General features: G+C 58.5%; 13 protein-coding genes. 10 read left to right on the forward strand and 3 right to left on the reverse strand.

Going from position 1 to position 13683, the window contains the following annotated elements; translation table 11 throughout:
- The first annotated feature begins 378 nt into the window (after positions 1 to 378).
- A complete protein-coding gene (locus BF99_RS0117320) occupies positions 379 to 1731 on the forward strand; it encodes a type I restriction enzyme HsdR N-terminal domain-containing protein (protein WP_156013440.1) in 1353 nt (450 codons plus the stop codon).
- Between the two features lie 315 nt (positions 1732 to 2046).
- Here BF99_RS0117320 and BF99_RS0117325 read toward each other — a convergent pair whose 3' ends face one another.
- Positions 2047 to 3030: a transketolase family protein gene (locus tag BF99_RS0117325; protein ID WP_025772091.1), complete on the reverse strand. Its 984-nt coding sequence runs from the start codon at positions 3028 to 3030 to the stop codon at positions 2047 to 2049.
- Positions 3027 to 3869 (reverse strand): transketolase, encoded by an 843-nt coding sequence (locus BF99_RS0117330; protein ID WP_025772093.1) that lies wholly within the window; start codon positions 3867 to 3869, stop codon positions 3027 to 3029. The genes BF99_RS0117325 and BF99_RS0117330 overlap by 4 nt, the downstream gene beginning before the upstream one ends.
- Before the next feature lie 67 nt (positions 3870 to 3936).
- On the opposite strand from BF99_RS0117330, the gene BF99_RS0117335 reads away from it, so the two are divergent.
- From BF99_RS0117335 to BF99_RS0117390, 9 genes are all read left to right on the forward strand, one after another.
- On the forward strand, positions 3937 to 4647 hold the full coding sequence (locus BF99_RS0117335) for a GntR family transcriptional regulator (protein ID WP_025772094.1): 711 nt from the start codon (positions 3937 to 3939) through the stop codon (positions 4645 to 4647).
- Positions 4648 to 4813: 166 nt separating this feature from the next.
- Positions 4814 to 5782 carry a Bug family tripartite tricarboxylate transporter substrate binding protein gene (locus BF99_RS22220; RefSeq protein WP_197019208.1) on the forward strand — a complete coding sequence of 323 codons (969 nt, stop codon included), beginning with the start codon at positions 4814 to 4816 and terminating at the stop codon, positions 5780 to 5782.
- A gap of 108 nt (positions 5783 to 5890) precedes the next feature.
- Positions 5891 to 6352: a hypothetical protein gene (locus tag BF99_RS0117345; RefSeq protein WP_025772097.1), complete on the forward strand. Its 462-nt coding sequence runs from the start codon at positions 5891 to 5893 to the stop codon at positions 6350 to 6352.
- A 6-nt stretch (positions 6353 to 6358) separates the two neighbouring features.
- Positions 6359 to 7855 carry a tripartite tricarboxylate transporter permease gene (locus BF99_RS0117350; protein WP_025772098.1) on the forward strand — a complete coding sequence of 499 codons (1497 nt, stop codon included), beginning with the start codon at positions 6359 to 6361 and terminating at the stop codon, positions 7853 to 7855.
- A complete protein-coding gene (locus tag BF99_RS22225; protein WP_051482969.1) occupies positions 7852 to 9339 on the forward strand; it encodes a sulfatase family protein in 1488 nt (495 codons plus the stop codon). Before BF99_RS0117350 ends, BF99_RS22225 begins: the two co-directional genes overlap by 4 nt.
- 14 nt (positions 9340 to 9353) lie before the next feature.
- The gene (locus BF99_RS21390; RefSeq protein ID WP_051482970.1) at positions 9354 to 10325 is read left to right on the forward strand and encodes a transketolase family protein; all 972 of its coding nucleotides are present in this window, start codon (positions 9354 to 9356) and stop codon (positions 10323 to 10325) included.
- Positions 10322 to 11182, forward strand: coding sequence for a transketolase (locus BF99_RS0117375; protein ID WP_025772104.1), 861 nt, complete (start codon positions 10322 to 10324; stop codon positions 11180 to 11182). The genes BF99_RS21390 and BF99_RS0117375 overlap by 4 nt, the downstream gene beginning before the upstream one ends.
- Positions 11179 to 11958 carry an SDR family NAD(P)-dependent oxidoreductase gene (locus BF99_RS21395; protein WP_025772105.1) on the forward strand — a complete coding sequence of 260 codons (780 nt, stop codon included), beginning with the start codon at positions 11179 to 11181 and terminating at the stop codon, positions 11956 to 11958. Before BF99_RS0117375 ends, BF99_RS21395 begins: the two co-directional genes overlap by 4 nt.
- A gap of 468 nt (positions 11959 to 12426) precedes the next feature.
- Complete coding sequence (locus tag BF99_RS0117390; RefSeq protein ID WP_025772107.1) at positions 12427 to 12864, forward strand: Rpn family recombination-promoting nuclease/putative transposase; 438 nt, start codon at positions 12427 to 12429, stop codon at positions 12862 to 12864.
- Positions 12865 to 13117: 253 nt separating this feature from the next.
- On the opposite strand, the gene BF99_RS0117400 is transcribed toward BF99_RS0117390, so the two are convergent.
- Positions 13118 to 13683, reverse strand: a 566-nt coding sequence (locus BF99_RS0117400) for a formate--tetrahydrofolate ligase (protein WP_025772109.1), incomplete at its 5' end; no start/stop codon positions are given.

A 13683-nucleotide genomic window follows, 5' to 3' on the forward strand; every position in this document is an offset into this window, starting at 1 on the left:
AGACGGTCGTTTCTCCTACCCTCGAACTGATCGACCGGCCCCCAATCTCTTCTTTTTTCCGGAATTCGGTGATTGCTCCAATACGATTGTATCACAATATTTCGAAGAAATCCACAACCATCCGAGCCAATGGCGGAGTCGGGACCCAGCCACAATAGGGGGCTTTCTCCTTCTTCGATGAGGGAAAATGGGCTCGAATCAAAGAATTTGGGAGAAATTGCGACAATTTGGCACGAAAATTCGACATTTTCACCGAAATACCTGCTTCGCTACACCATCAATCCGTATCTTCGCAAGGCTTCTAGCCCACCCTCTCATTTCCCCCGAGGCACCCCAAACGCTTGATCGCCCTAGGTCAATTGGCCGAATTTTCCGCCCTTGATCCCCTCTTACCCGGTCCTTGACACCGCCAAGTATTTAGGGCTATTGATTTTGCGGTATACTGATTTCAAAATCTCACCGCATCTCGTCGGATATGGTGGAAGTTGCCGGGCAAGATCTGCCTCAAGGAGGACATTCATGAATACATTGATCGATCTTTTGCATGAAATAAAGGAGAATTTCCGCAAAGGGGCGTATCTCAATGAAGCCTCCGTGCGAGCGCAAATCGTTTTGCCTGTTCTCACCAAATTAGGATGGTCGATCACCGATCCGAACCAGATAATCCCCGAGTATCCTCTCAAGTCTTCCAAACGGAAAAAAGGACCTGCACCAAAGGTAGATTTGGCCTTGTTCAATCTATCCGATACCAACGCTCCTCAAGGCATCATCGAACTCAAAAGACCGGAAAACACCAGCGGAGATGAGCAAATCTTCGAATATGCATATCATACGGGGGCAACCACTGCAGTTCTGACCAACGGGAAGAGCTGGCGTTTTTACTACCTCCAACCGGGCGGTTCTTATGACGATCGGTTGATTCGTACCCTTGAAATCGAAGAGCATGATCTAGAAGAAATGGCCAAGGCATTGATTCGCTACCTGTCTTTCAAGAATTTTCAGTCCGGCAAGGCCATCGAATATGCCCAAAGGGATCAAAGTCAGCGAAAAAATCAGATGCGAGCCCGCGATGCAATTCCTCATGCTTGGGATAAATTAGTAGAAGGAGATGCCGATAGCCGACTGGCAAAGATTCTGATCCAAGTGACATCGTCCATCTCAGGCTACGCTCCGCAAGACGAAGATGTCATGGCGTTCATATTAAGCCTACGAGATCGAGACGCCACCGCTTTTATTCGCCCTTCGCAAACCCCTTTTGCGAGGAAATCGACCACATCCAATGGACCACAGAAAAAGCGCCATACCTCATTCGAGAAAAAAGAAAGAAGGGCAATCCTCGGCGAGGATAACGAGACATCGAGAAAATCGATCGACCGGAGCAAATCAGGTAAAACCCTTTCGTTCACTTTCAAAGGAACGCGCCATGAGGCCAAGAATCAGATCGATGCCTACGCTAAAATTATCGAACTGATGGAGCGAGAAAATCCCGGATTTTTGGATAGACTCGCCCCCGAACTTTCCTTTCCCAAGACCAAAGCGCTGGCGCGATCGGAGCATGAGTTGGCCAGTCCGGAGATTTTGGAGAAGCAAAGTGTCACCATACAGATTATTGATGGATGGTGGTTATATACGAAAATAGGCCGCGAGACCAAAATCAAGAATCTGAAAATCGCTTGCAATGTCGCCGGTATCGCCTTCGGTAAACCTGATGGGTTGATGGTCGATTTCTAGGGCGAACCTTTGACGAGATGACCCATGGGGAAGCGGGCTCGGCTTGAAAAACGGTGATGGGCGGGGCCTGGACGCATTTAGGATCGACTCGGCGCAGAGAGGGTCGCATTTCGTCTGAATCTACCGGTTCCCTTTGACGACAAACGCTCGGGGCGCCCATGATCGGCGCCCCGAGCGTTGCCGTCCCTCCCCCTATCAATATCATCCCTAAGGCTGGATATCGTATCTCACGGTTGCATCGATCGAAAGATTGGGCTCGGCTTGCCCGCTTTCGGATCGACATATAAGATATTCCCTTCCCCCGAAAACCGGTGCTCATCCTTTCCTTCGCATCACCTGGCGCGCGGCATCGGCGATGGCCGTGGCATCGATGCCGAATTGATTCATCAAATATGGCGTGGTGCCGCCCTCGCAGAAACGATCTTGCACTCCGATGCGCTTGAAGGGCAGGCCGATGCCCTCGTCCGCCAAGACCTCGGCGACCGCCGAGCCCAGTCCGCCGACGATACTGTGATTTTCCGCAGTGATGATGGCGCCGCTCGATGCCGCGCTTTCCAAAACGAGGGCAGCATCGAGGGGCTTGATCGATGCCATATCCACCACGCGGGCATCGATACCCTCTTCGCCCAAGGTCGTGGCGGCTGCAAGCGATTCCGCCACGCAAAGACCGGCGGAGATGATCGTCATATCGCCACCCTCGCGGCGGATCACCCCCTTGCCGATCGAAAGGGTTCGAGGCTCGAAGGGCGGCGGGGGCGTCTCGGGGCGTTTCATCCGCAAATAGACCGGGCCGTCCCAATCAAGGGCCAATCGCACCATCGCGGCGTGATATTCGGGGCCGGATGGTTCGAAGATCGCCATCTCGGGTACCGCGCGCAGGATCGCGACATCCTCGATCGCTTGGTGCGAAACGCCCAAGATCGTCGCAACCCCTGGCAAGAAACCGACCAGTTTGATCGGGAGTTTGGGATACGCCGCTTGCATGGTGATCTGATCCAAAGCCCGCTTGACGATGAAAGCGCAAAAGGAATGGCAAAAGGGAATCTCGCCCGAGCGCGCCATGCCCCCGGCGATACCGATCATATTGGCTTCGGCGATGCCGACATTTTCGAAGCGATGCGGCAATTCGTCGCGAAAGCGATCGGTCTCGGTCGGCGGGACGAGGTCGGCGCACAGCGCGACTATCCGCGAATCCGCTTTGGCGGCCTCCACCAGGGCATCGCCATAAGACCGAGGCAGGGGCTTGAAGGAGCGGTTGATGAAATCCGCCGCTTCCAGTTTGGTCAATATCTCGCTCATCGACGGATCTCGCCGAGCTGCGCTTCGAGCTCGGCGCGGGCGCTCGCCGCCACTTCGGGGGGAAAGCGCAACTGGTGGAACATCAGCCCCTCCAGCGATGCAACACCCTTGCCCATCACGGTATTAGCCTTGATGAAGCTCGGCTTGCCCTTGGTGGCCCGCGCCTTTTCGTAGGCCGATAAAAGCGCGCCGATATCGTTGCCATCGACCTCTTGGCAGGCAAAACCGAAACTCTCCATCTTTGCCATCAAGGGCTCCAACGACATCACCCGATTCATCGACCCTTCGGATTGAACGAAGTTGTAATCGACGATGAGGCAAAGGTTATCCAGGCCCCTGGCACCGGCCAACATGGCCGCCTCCCAGATCTGCCCCTCCTGCATCTCTCCGTCGCCACAGATGACATAACAGCGGCAGGCACGGCCTTGTCGCTTTGCCGCCAAGGCGCAGCCGACGGCAACGGAAAGACCTTGACCGAGCGAGCCGCAGGTGGCCTCGACAAAGGGTCCCAAGCGCTCGCAGGAGTTGATCTCCAACGCCGAGCCGTCGGTGACATAAGTCTTGAGGGCTTCGATATCGAAAAAACCGCGCTCGGCCAAGGTGGCGTAGAAGATCGCGGTGTTATGGGCGGTGGTCAGAAAAATTCGGTCGCGATCGGGCCAAAGGGGGTCGGCGGGGTCCATCCTCGCCTCGGAGAAATAAAGCGAGGTGAAGATATCGGCAGCCCCCAAACCCTGCTGAACATAGCCCTGCCCCGAAGGAGCGACCATATCGACCACATGGAGCCGAAGCCGAGTCGCGATGGCTTCGAGTTCTTCCAGGTTGCGTTTCGCTTTCATCGGCCATCCGTGCTACTATCGTAAAAGGTATGGATGTTTATACCTTTATGGATGGGAGGTTGTCAATATGAACCTGCAAGCGATGAAGCGAACCGCCGTGCCGCTCCACGCCGAGGTGGCGGCCGTCTTGCGACATCAGATCGTCTCCGGCCATCTGCCGGCGGGCACTCGCCTGCCCCCCTTGCGCGAGCTGACCAAGGAGTTGGGCGTGTCCCGGATGACCATCGTTCACGCCATGAATGCGCTGGCCGACGAGGGTCTGATCAAAAAACGCTCCGGATGCGGCACTTTCGTGAAAGAGGTCGAAGTGCCCCGACGGCATACGCTCGACATGAAAGCCGAGATGTCGCAGATCTACGCCATGGTGAATCAGATGGAGGTCTCCGTTCGCCGGGGCGCCGATGCCATCGAAAAAAGCGAGGACGGGCGATATTTCAGGACCATGAGTCGGATTCACACCCGTTCCGGCAAACCCTTTTGCGTGGTCGATATCAAGCTCGACGATCGTGTTTTCGAACGCGCCCCGGATCGATTCGCAAACGAGATCGTGGTCTCGGTCCTTCGAGATATCGGGGTCGGCGTGGAAAGGGCTCGCCAGAGGGTCACGATTTCATACGCCGATTTCGCGCTGGCCCAAGCGCTCGAGATCAAGGTGAACTCCGCCGTGTTTCGCGTCTTTCGCGAGTTCCTCGACGCCTCCGGCTCGTTGATCTACTCCGCAACGCTCGTCTACCCCGGTGATCTTCTCGAATTCAAGGTGGAATTTTCGACTGAGTGAGTGATTGAACGAGCGAGCGAACGAGCGCATGCCGAATCGCGAATCGATTTGCGCATTCGAATGTCGCATTCGAACTTCGGATATGACATCGATCTCCTCGAAGATACGTCCATCCAAACCGTTTGCGGGCGCCAAGACCCGATCGAAGCCAAGGAGGATTTCCAACATGAACGTGATCAAACTCATCGCCGCCGGATTGGCCGCTCTTGGCTTGACGGGGGGCGCAGCCTTTGCCGAGTGGCCGGAAAAACCCATCACCTACATCGTTTCGTTCGGCGCCGGCGGCAACGCCGATATCGTGGCTCGCATGAACGCCGAAGCCTTAAGCAATGCGCTCGGCGTACCGGTCAATGTCATCAACAAGCCCGGGGGAGCGCATATCCCGGCGACCATGAGCGTATTGGAAGCCCCGGCGGACGGCTATACCCTCTTCAACTGGTCTCCGCCGAGTTTCATGATCGTCCCCTTGACCCGCAAAACGCCTTACGAACCGCTGAAAGACTTCATTCCGCTCTATGCAGGTATCTCGGCCTCCAATGCGCTCTATGTGCGATCGGATAGCCCCTACAAAACCTTCGAGGAATTCATCGAAGGAGCGAAAGAGAAAAAACTCGGCATGGGCGTCAACAATCTCGGTGCCCCGCCGAATCTATCCGCAGTTCAGCTGGCGAACGAATTCGGACTCGAGTTCAAGACCGTGGCTCTCAAGACCGTTCCTGCGACCTTGGCGGGACTGATCGGCGGTCAGGTGGATGTCGCCGTCGGGCAGGTGGCGTCGATTCATGCCTACGGCGATGAAATCCGCCCTTTGATCATCCTCGACAACCAGCGCAAGGACTATTTCGAAAAAGACCTGCCGGGCATTCGTACCGTCGGCGAAGCCTTCCCCGGAAAGAACGCCGGCACTTGGGTGCACGGCGGTCTTGCGGTCAAGTCCGGCACCCCGCAAGCGATCGTCGACAAACTCCTTGCGGCATCCGAGTTCATGGGTACCCAAGAATTCATCTCGCAAATCCCCAAGGCGGTCAGCTATGACTGGACCCACGGTGTCGAACAAACCACCGCCTTGATCCAATCCGGCATCGATCTCTATTCACCGCTGCTCGACGGCTTGGGATTGCTTCATTCAAGGTGATCCATCGGGCGAAGCGAGAGGACCTGCGCAGGCAAGTAGCGACGACGGCGGGCTTGCGCGGGCTCTTATCGATCGCCCGAAAAACACCTCGAATCGAGCACGAACATCATGCTGAACCAACGGACGGCCAATCTGGTTTTCGTCGTTTTAATCATTTCGGCGTGCGGATATTTCGCTTACCTCGCGCAAGGGTTCACCACCTCGGGGCTGCTGGCGAGTTCGGGCCTACCGTCGAAATTCTTTCCGCAGCTGATGCTGGGGATCACGGCTTTTTGCGCAGCGATCGTGGGCTATCGCTATCTCGTGCACGGCAACGCCGGGGGCGAGGAAGACGAGAGCGTCTTCGCCGACGGCAAAGAGGCAAGGCAAGGTCTTTCGATGCTCGTCGTCGCCGGTGCCTGCTATTCGATATGGCTCTTTTTCGGCTTCCTTGCGATGGCGGTGCTGCTCGGCCCTCTTAGCCTTCTTGCCATGGGTGTCAGAGCCCCTTCGACCCATTTCATCGTGCTCTTCCTGACGGCGTTTATCACCATGATTTTCGTTTTCGGTCTCGACGTCGATCTGGTGTGAAAGGCGATGCTCGACATCGCCGCTCTTACCACCGCTTCGGGTCTTCTGATCGACCCCCTGACGATGGGTCTGCTGATTCTCGGCATCGTTGTCGGCCTTGTCATCGGCATCCTGCCCGGGCTCGGTCCACCCATCGCCATCGCCTTGGCCTTGCCGTTCACCTTCCACTTGGACGCCGTCCCGGCGATGGCCCTCCTGCTCGGGATTTACTCCGCTGCGATCTACGGCGGTTCGATTTCCGCCATCGCCGTCGGCATCCCCGGCACCGGGGCGGCGATCGCCACCGTCCTGGACGGACACAATATGTACAAATCCGGGCGCGGCGGCGAGGCGTTGGGGTTTTCGCTTGCGGGGTCGATCATCGGCGGGTTGGTCAGCGCCCTTTTCTTGATGCTCGTCGCCCCGCTGCTGGCGGGATTTGCGGTCCAATTCGGCCCCCGCGAATATCTCGCCATCTCGGTTTTCGGGCTTGCCGTCGTCGTGCGGGTCGCCGGGAAAAGCCTGCCCAAGGGATTGCTGATGGGCGGGCTGGGAATATTCCTGACCACTTGGGGGCTCGACGAGCTCAACGGCACCGAGCGCTACACCTTCGGCAGCTATCACCTCTACGAGGGGCTGCCGCTGGTGCCCTTCCTCGTCGGGCTTTTCGCGATGTCCGAGGTGCTGATCGGAGCCGAGCGGGCGGCGAGAAAGGTCGATTTCTCGAACACGAGCCTGACCGTCAGGCTACCGGGACTGAAGACCTTGGGGCGTATGAAAGACGTCATTTTTCGATCGTCGATCATCGGCACCGTCATCGGCATCATCCCCGGCGAGGGGGCGGCGGTCGGGGCTTTTTTCGCCTACTCCGAGGCCAAGCGGCGATCGAAAACGCCCGAGAGATATGGCACGGGCATCCCCGAAGGGATCGTCGCTCCGGAGACCGCCAACAATGCGACCGTCGCCGGCGCGCTGGTGCCGACGCTGACCTTGGGCGTCCCCGGATCGCCCGCAGCGGCGGTCTTGCTAGGAGCGCTCCTGATCCAAGGGCTGACGCCGGGACCGAAACTCTTCTCGGAAGAGCCGGATCTCATGTACGCCATCTTCTTGGGGTTGTTCGCGATCAACATCGCGATGATGTTCATCGGCCTTGTCGCCATCCGCTTCGCCGCTCAGCTCATTCGGGTTCCGACATCCGTGATCGTGCCCACGGTGATGCTGTTGAGCTTCGTCGGCATCTATTCGGTATCGAACTCTTTTTTCAACGTAGGCGTTTTGCTAAGCGCCGGGATCTTGGGCTATGTCATTCGTAAATTGGGCTATTCCATGGTGCCCCTGTCCATCGGTTTCGTCCTCGGCCCCATCTTGGAGAATTCGCTGCGCCAATCGCTGACCATCGCCGACGGTAGCGTGACCGAGTTTTTCGACACCCCCATCGGCCTTGCGATCTATGCCGCCTTGGCGTTGACGATCCTTTGGGAGCCCATCGCATCGCGCCGAAGGCGTGCCACGGAGGAAACATGAGCGATCGACCGAATATCCTGATCGTCTACCCCGATCAGATGCGCTACGATGCGATGGGTTGCGCGGGCAATCCGGTCATCAAAACCGCGAATATCGACCGGCTGTCGGCCGAGGGGGTTCATTTTTCCCAAGCCTACGTGTCCTACCCGATCTGCTGCCCGTTTAGGGCCTCGCTCTTGACCGGCAAGTACGCGCAGGGGCACGGGATGATCCAAAACCACTTTCCGCTGCGAGGCGGGCAGGGATTTTTGGCGGAGTATCTGCGCGCTGCCGGCTACCGAACCGGCTATATCGGCAAATGGCATTTGGAGGGCGGACCGAAACCCGGCTTCGTACCCCTTCACCGGCGTTTCGGTTTCGAACACTTCCTGGGTTTCAATCGAGGTCATGACTATCGCTCGTCGATCCACTACGACGATGCCGGTCAAGCCTACCACTGCGCCCGCTACGAGCCCGACTACCAAACGGACCATCTCCTCGATTTCATCGACGATTGCACCGAAAGCGCCGAGCCCTTCTTCGGCTATATCAGCTACGGCCCGCCGCATTTCCCGATGGATATGCCGGATTACCTGCGGCGCATCTACGACCCCGACGAAGTGCCCTTGCCACCGGGGACCGCAAACCCCGAATTGCAGGCGAGGGTGCAAAAACACCGCAACGAGGTGCTTTGCGCCGGCGATCCGCGCTCCGGCCACAAGAGCCATGCGGCCCACGAAACCAAGAAAAGAGGCGAGGTCGAAAGCGAAGCCGAGATCCGCGAGTTCATCGCCGAGTACTACGGCATGATCCACGACATCGATTGGAACCTGGGCCGCATCCTCAACCGGCTCGATGCGCGAGGGATCGCCCTAAACACCATGGTGATCTTCCTTTCCGATCACGGCGATATGTGCGGACAGCACGGAAGTTTCTGCGGCATCAAGAACCAAGCCTATCGAGCGGCCATGCATGTCCCCTTGATCGTTCGCTATCCGAAGCGCTTCGAGCCCAAGCGCTCGGCGGCGATGATCGATGTCGGCGTCGACATGATGGCAACGCTGCTCGACCTTCTCGACATCGAGATGCCCAACGGGCGCGATAGCCTGAGCTATCTGCCGGTGCTCGACGGGATAACGGACGATCACCGGGATGCGATTTGGTATCAGGTCTTCACGCAAAAAGGCGGCAACCCCGGCGAATACGCCCCCTTTGCCGAACGCGGCATCCGCACGAAGGACTGGCTCTATATGCGCCGCAAGGATCACCGCGCATTGCTCTTCGACGAGAACGCCGACCCCGACGAGCAGCACAACCTCGTCGACGATCCGGCCTTTGCCGCCTTGATGAACGATTTCGATGCGCAGCTGGAAGCGCATATCGAGGCCAGCGGCGACGATTGGGAGATGGCCGCCGATTTCCCGCCGCCCGATTGGATCACCCATGCCGATGCCAAGGAGCGTCTGGAAAAGGTGATCCTCCCCAACGCCATCCCCGTTCCCTAAAGGCGAGCCATCCGATGCTCCTGACCGGCGAGCGCACCTTCGATCCCGCACCCTTCGACGCCATCAGCTACGACCTTTGTGCAAGGCGATCCGATGTGGTGATCTTGAGCGCCGATCTGAGCAAGTATTGTCAGGTCGTGCGGGTCAAGAACGAGTTGCCCGAACAGCATCTCGATGTGGGCATGGCGGAGCAGAACCTGCTCTCGGTGGCCGCCGGGGTGGCCAAAGGGGGCTATATCCCGATCGCCACCTGCTTTGCCTGCTACATCACCCGCCGCGCTTACGATCAGATGATGATTTGCATGGGCACGGGGTCGGGTCCGGGCACGAATCGCACGCATGGACCGACGAATATCGCGGTGGGCTTCACCCCCGGCATCGCCAACCCCGCGCGGATCCACCATCAGGCCGCCGAAGATCTCGGCATGGTGCGCGCCATCCCCAATGCCGCGGTGATCGACCCGATGGACTCCACGGATTTTCGCGCGGCGCTCGATGCGGCGGTGGAACGCCCGGGGCTGACCTATATCCGAGGCCACCGGGGGAATACGCCTCGGCTGCTCGATCCGGCGCAATTCACCTTCGAGCTGGGCAAGACCTATCGACTGCGCGAGGGCTCCGGTATCGGCATCATCGCCACCGGGCATGCCTCGCAATGGGCCCTCGAGGCATCGGATCTCCTGCAAGATCGCGGCGTGGATCACTCGCTGTTGCATGTGCCGACGATCAAACCGGTGAACGAGATCGAGATCGCCGATTTCTCCTTCGCCCATCATCGGGTGGTAACGATCGAAAACCACCAGATCGTCACCGGGCTCGGCTCCCTAGTGGCCGAGATCGTCTCCGATGTAGGCGGCGGACCTCGCATCACTCGTATGGGCCTGCCCAATCGATGGGCGCCGGGGGGCACCCTGCCCTATATCCGGGCGCAGCTCGGCCTCGACGCCCAAACGCTGGCGATGCGGATCGAAGGGCTCGCCCGATGAATCGCAAGCGGTCACGCAGCGGCGTTTCGATCCTCGAACTCGAGATCGTGGCCGCCAAGATCCGTCGCAATGTGCTCGAAATCTGCCGCGGGCAAGGCGGCTATGCAGCGCAGGGCGTGGCTCTGGCCGATATTGCGGCGACGCTTTACTTCGATGAAATGCGCCCCGACGGCAAGGGCTGGTTCTTCGATCGTTTCATCCTATCCAACGGTCATGATGCGATCATGACGTACGGTGCATTGGCCGAAAGCGGTCATTACGAGATGGAAGACCTGAAGACCATCAACGCCGATGGCTCTTGGGTAGACCAAAGCCCGATCGAGGGACAGCCGGGTTTCGAGATCACCGCAGGATCGCTGGGACAGGGCCCGAGCCAAGCGGCGGGGCTGGCTTGGGCGCTGCGCAGGCAAGGCTCGAACGCTCGGGTGCATTGCCTTTTCTCCGACGGCGAATTGCAAGAGGGCAATGTTTGGGAAGGGGCGATGTTCGCCGGACATCAACGACTATCCAACCTGTGCTACATCGTCGACAACAACGATATGCAGGCCTCGGGGCATACCCGCAAGATCATGTCGGTCGAGCCGGTGGATGAGAAATTCGAGGCCTTCGGTTTCAAAACGCGCCGGATCCAAGGCACGAGTGTGGCCGATCTGCTCGATGCCTTCGAGGATGCCAGAGCAACCACCGACAAGCCCTTTGCGATGATTTGCGATACGAAGCCTTGGGACGGCATCGATTGCCTGCAAAAAGCCCAGCCCTTGGCCCACTTCACCGCCAAGGATGCGGTGAAGTGGGATGAAGGGATCGCCGAGATCGATGCCGAAATCGAGCGATTGGAGGCCGAACGAACGCAATGAGTAGCGCACCGCTTTCGAACAAGGTTGCGGTCATCACCGGAGCCAGCCGGGGCATCGGCAAATCCATCGCCTTGGCATTCGCCGAGGCGGGGGCGGATCTGGCGGTCTGCGCCCGATCCACCGACGGCCTCGATGCTTTGGAGGAATCGTTGAAAACCTTCGGCCGACGCTGCTTCACCCGGCGAGCGGATCTATCCGATCCGAATCAGACGAAGACCTTTTGCGATGATCTGTTGAGGGAATTCGGCCGCATCGATATTTTGGTCAACAACGCCGGTGCCTATTACGAGCGGGGGGCTTTCGCCGACAGCGACCCCGACCTTTGGTGGAAAACGCTCGAGGTGAACGTGCGCGGCCCCTACCTGATGACACGCTTGCTGCTTTCGAATATCAACGAAGGAGGCAAGATCATCAACCTCACCTCCGGCAAGGGCTTCGTCGCCGGAACGAACAGCAGTGCCTACCATGTCTCCAAGGCCGCCTTGAATATGCTGACCCAGAGCCTTGCGAACGAGACTTGGGAGAGAGGCATCGATGTCAACAGCCTCGTTCCCGGCCCGACGGCAACGATGACCTTCGACAACCCTCCTTCGGGATGCGAGCGCACCCCGGAGGAAATTCTGGCCGCATCGTCTTCGGCTCTACCGAAGGGCTTGCCTCCGTGGGAGCGCATCAAGCATCCCGACGAGGTGGCGGCCCTTGCCTTGTATCTGGCAACGCGCCCGCCCGGCGGACCGACCGGGCAGGTCTATTCCTTGGCCCGACGCCCGATGTGACAACACCCGATACGATCGCCTTGTAGCGCACCTGAGTTATCGAGACCTGCGGGTCAATCGGCGATCGGGGGAGGGGTTCGAATAACCCCTGCGACGAAAAGGGATGCAAAACCCGATCCGTTGCCCTTCTCCTTACCGGCATTCCTCTCCTTCCCACCCCCGCCTCCTTTTGCCGCTGCCATCGGATGCGGGCGATCGGCTCAGCTCCTCGTAGTGATTTCCTGCCTATCCATCTTTTTCGCAAGCGATCTCATCCATCCGTCTTGTCCACTCGGTCGGATCACCCCTCGCTCTTTCATCGCCTCGCTTTCAAGGCGACAAATCGAACCCTTCTCGATGGACATGAACAAATTCGCCCTTGAGTGGTCTAAGGGTATGAGGGAGTCGATCTCGGATATCGGGGATTTCTCGGCGAGAGATCCGCCTTGATCGATATCCGGCGGCGACATCGAGAGAAAGGGGAATCCGATGAAGGATGCAAGGCAAGCAATCAAGGAGATCTACTCCAACCCTTCGGTCATCGAAGACCTCATCCAAGATCTCGTCGGGCGGGGGCTGGAGGCGAATTGGTGCAAAGCCCTCGATTACAAAGGCATGGTGCGCATACCCGATAGCTGGGTACCCGATCGGTGGCGGTGCACCGATGTGATGTGGGGTATTCCCTTAAAAGAGGATGCCCGTACCGAGAACGGGCCGAGTCATATTATTTTGATGGTGCGCTTTCAGTTCAAGGACGCCCCCGATATGGGGCAACGCATCCATCGACATACCGATCTTTTACGGAGAGAAATCGCCCGCCGCAACGCTTTCGGCTATCCCGACAACCTTCCCTTGCTCATCCCGGTGGTCATCTACACCGGCGACGAGGAATGGACGGCCCCGAAGGACGAGTTCAATCGGCTTTGAGGGAACCCATCGGATATCGTCCGATGGAAGATGGAAAAAAACCGAAGAATGTTCGCGATCGACGATCGCCGCCGGATGATTCAAAGGCACCGGGCGCATTCGCCCACGCGCGATCGAGACGCCATCGGGGGCGCGAAAAGCGGACATCGAGGCATGGACTGTCTTGGCAAATCCGCCGCCGATCGTAAGGCGGATCGGCAGCGGCGCCTCTTTGCGAATGCCCGCGGCATCGTCCTTTTCAAGCGGGGCTCTTTCAAAAAAGCCCTTCGATACGCCCTTGATCGTCGATGTGGATCCCTTGGGCGGCGGGGACTTTGGGAAGCCCGGGCATGGTCATCATATCCCCGCAGACGGCGACGACGAATTCCGCTCCGGCCGAAAGCCGAAGTTCTCGAACGGGAAGTTCGTGTCCTTCGGGGGCACCTTTTTGCGACGGGTCGGTGGAAAAGCTGTACTGGGTCTTGGCCATGCACACCGGAAAGTGCCCATAACCTCGATCCTGTAAATAGCGAAAGCGTTGGCGCACCGCTTGGGAGGCGCTGATGCCGGCGGCGCCGTAGATCTCCTTGGCGATGGTTTCAACCTTTTCCCAAAGCGGCATCTCATCGGGGTACAAGGTCCGAAACGCGCCCTGATCGGCATCGATCATCTCCACCACATGCCGTGCCAAATCCTCGGTGCCGGCGCCGCCGTTCGCCCAATGGGAGCATACGATGGCTTTGGCTCCTCGCTCTTCGGCGACATCGACCACCGCTTGCAACTCCGCTTGGGTATCGGCGGAAAACTGGTTGATCGCCACCACCGCCGGCACTCCGAATC

The organism is Thioalkalivibrio sp. HK1 (assembly GCA_000583135.1).
GTDB lineage: Bacteria > Pseudomonadota > Gammaproteobacteria > HK1 > HK1 > HK1.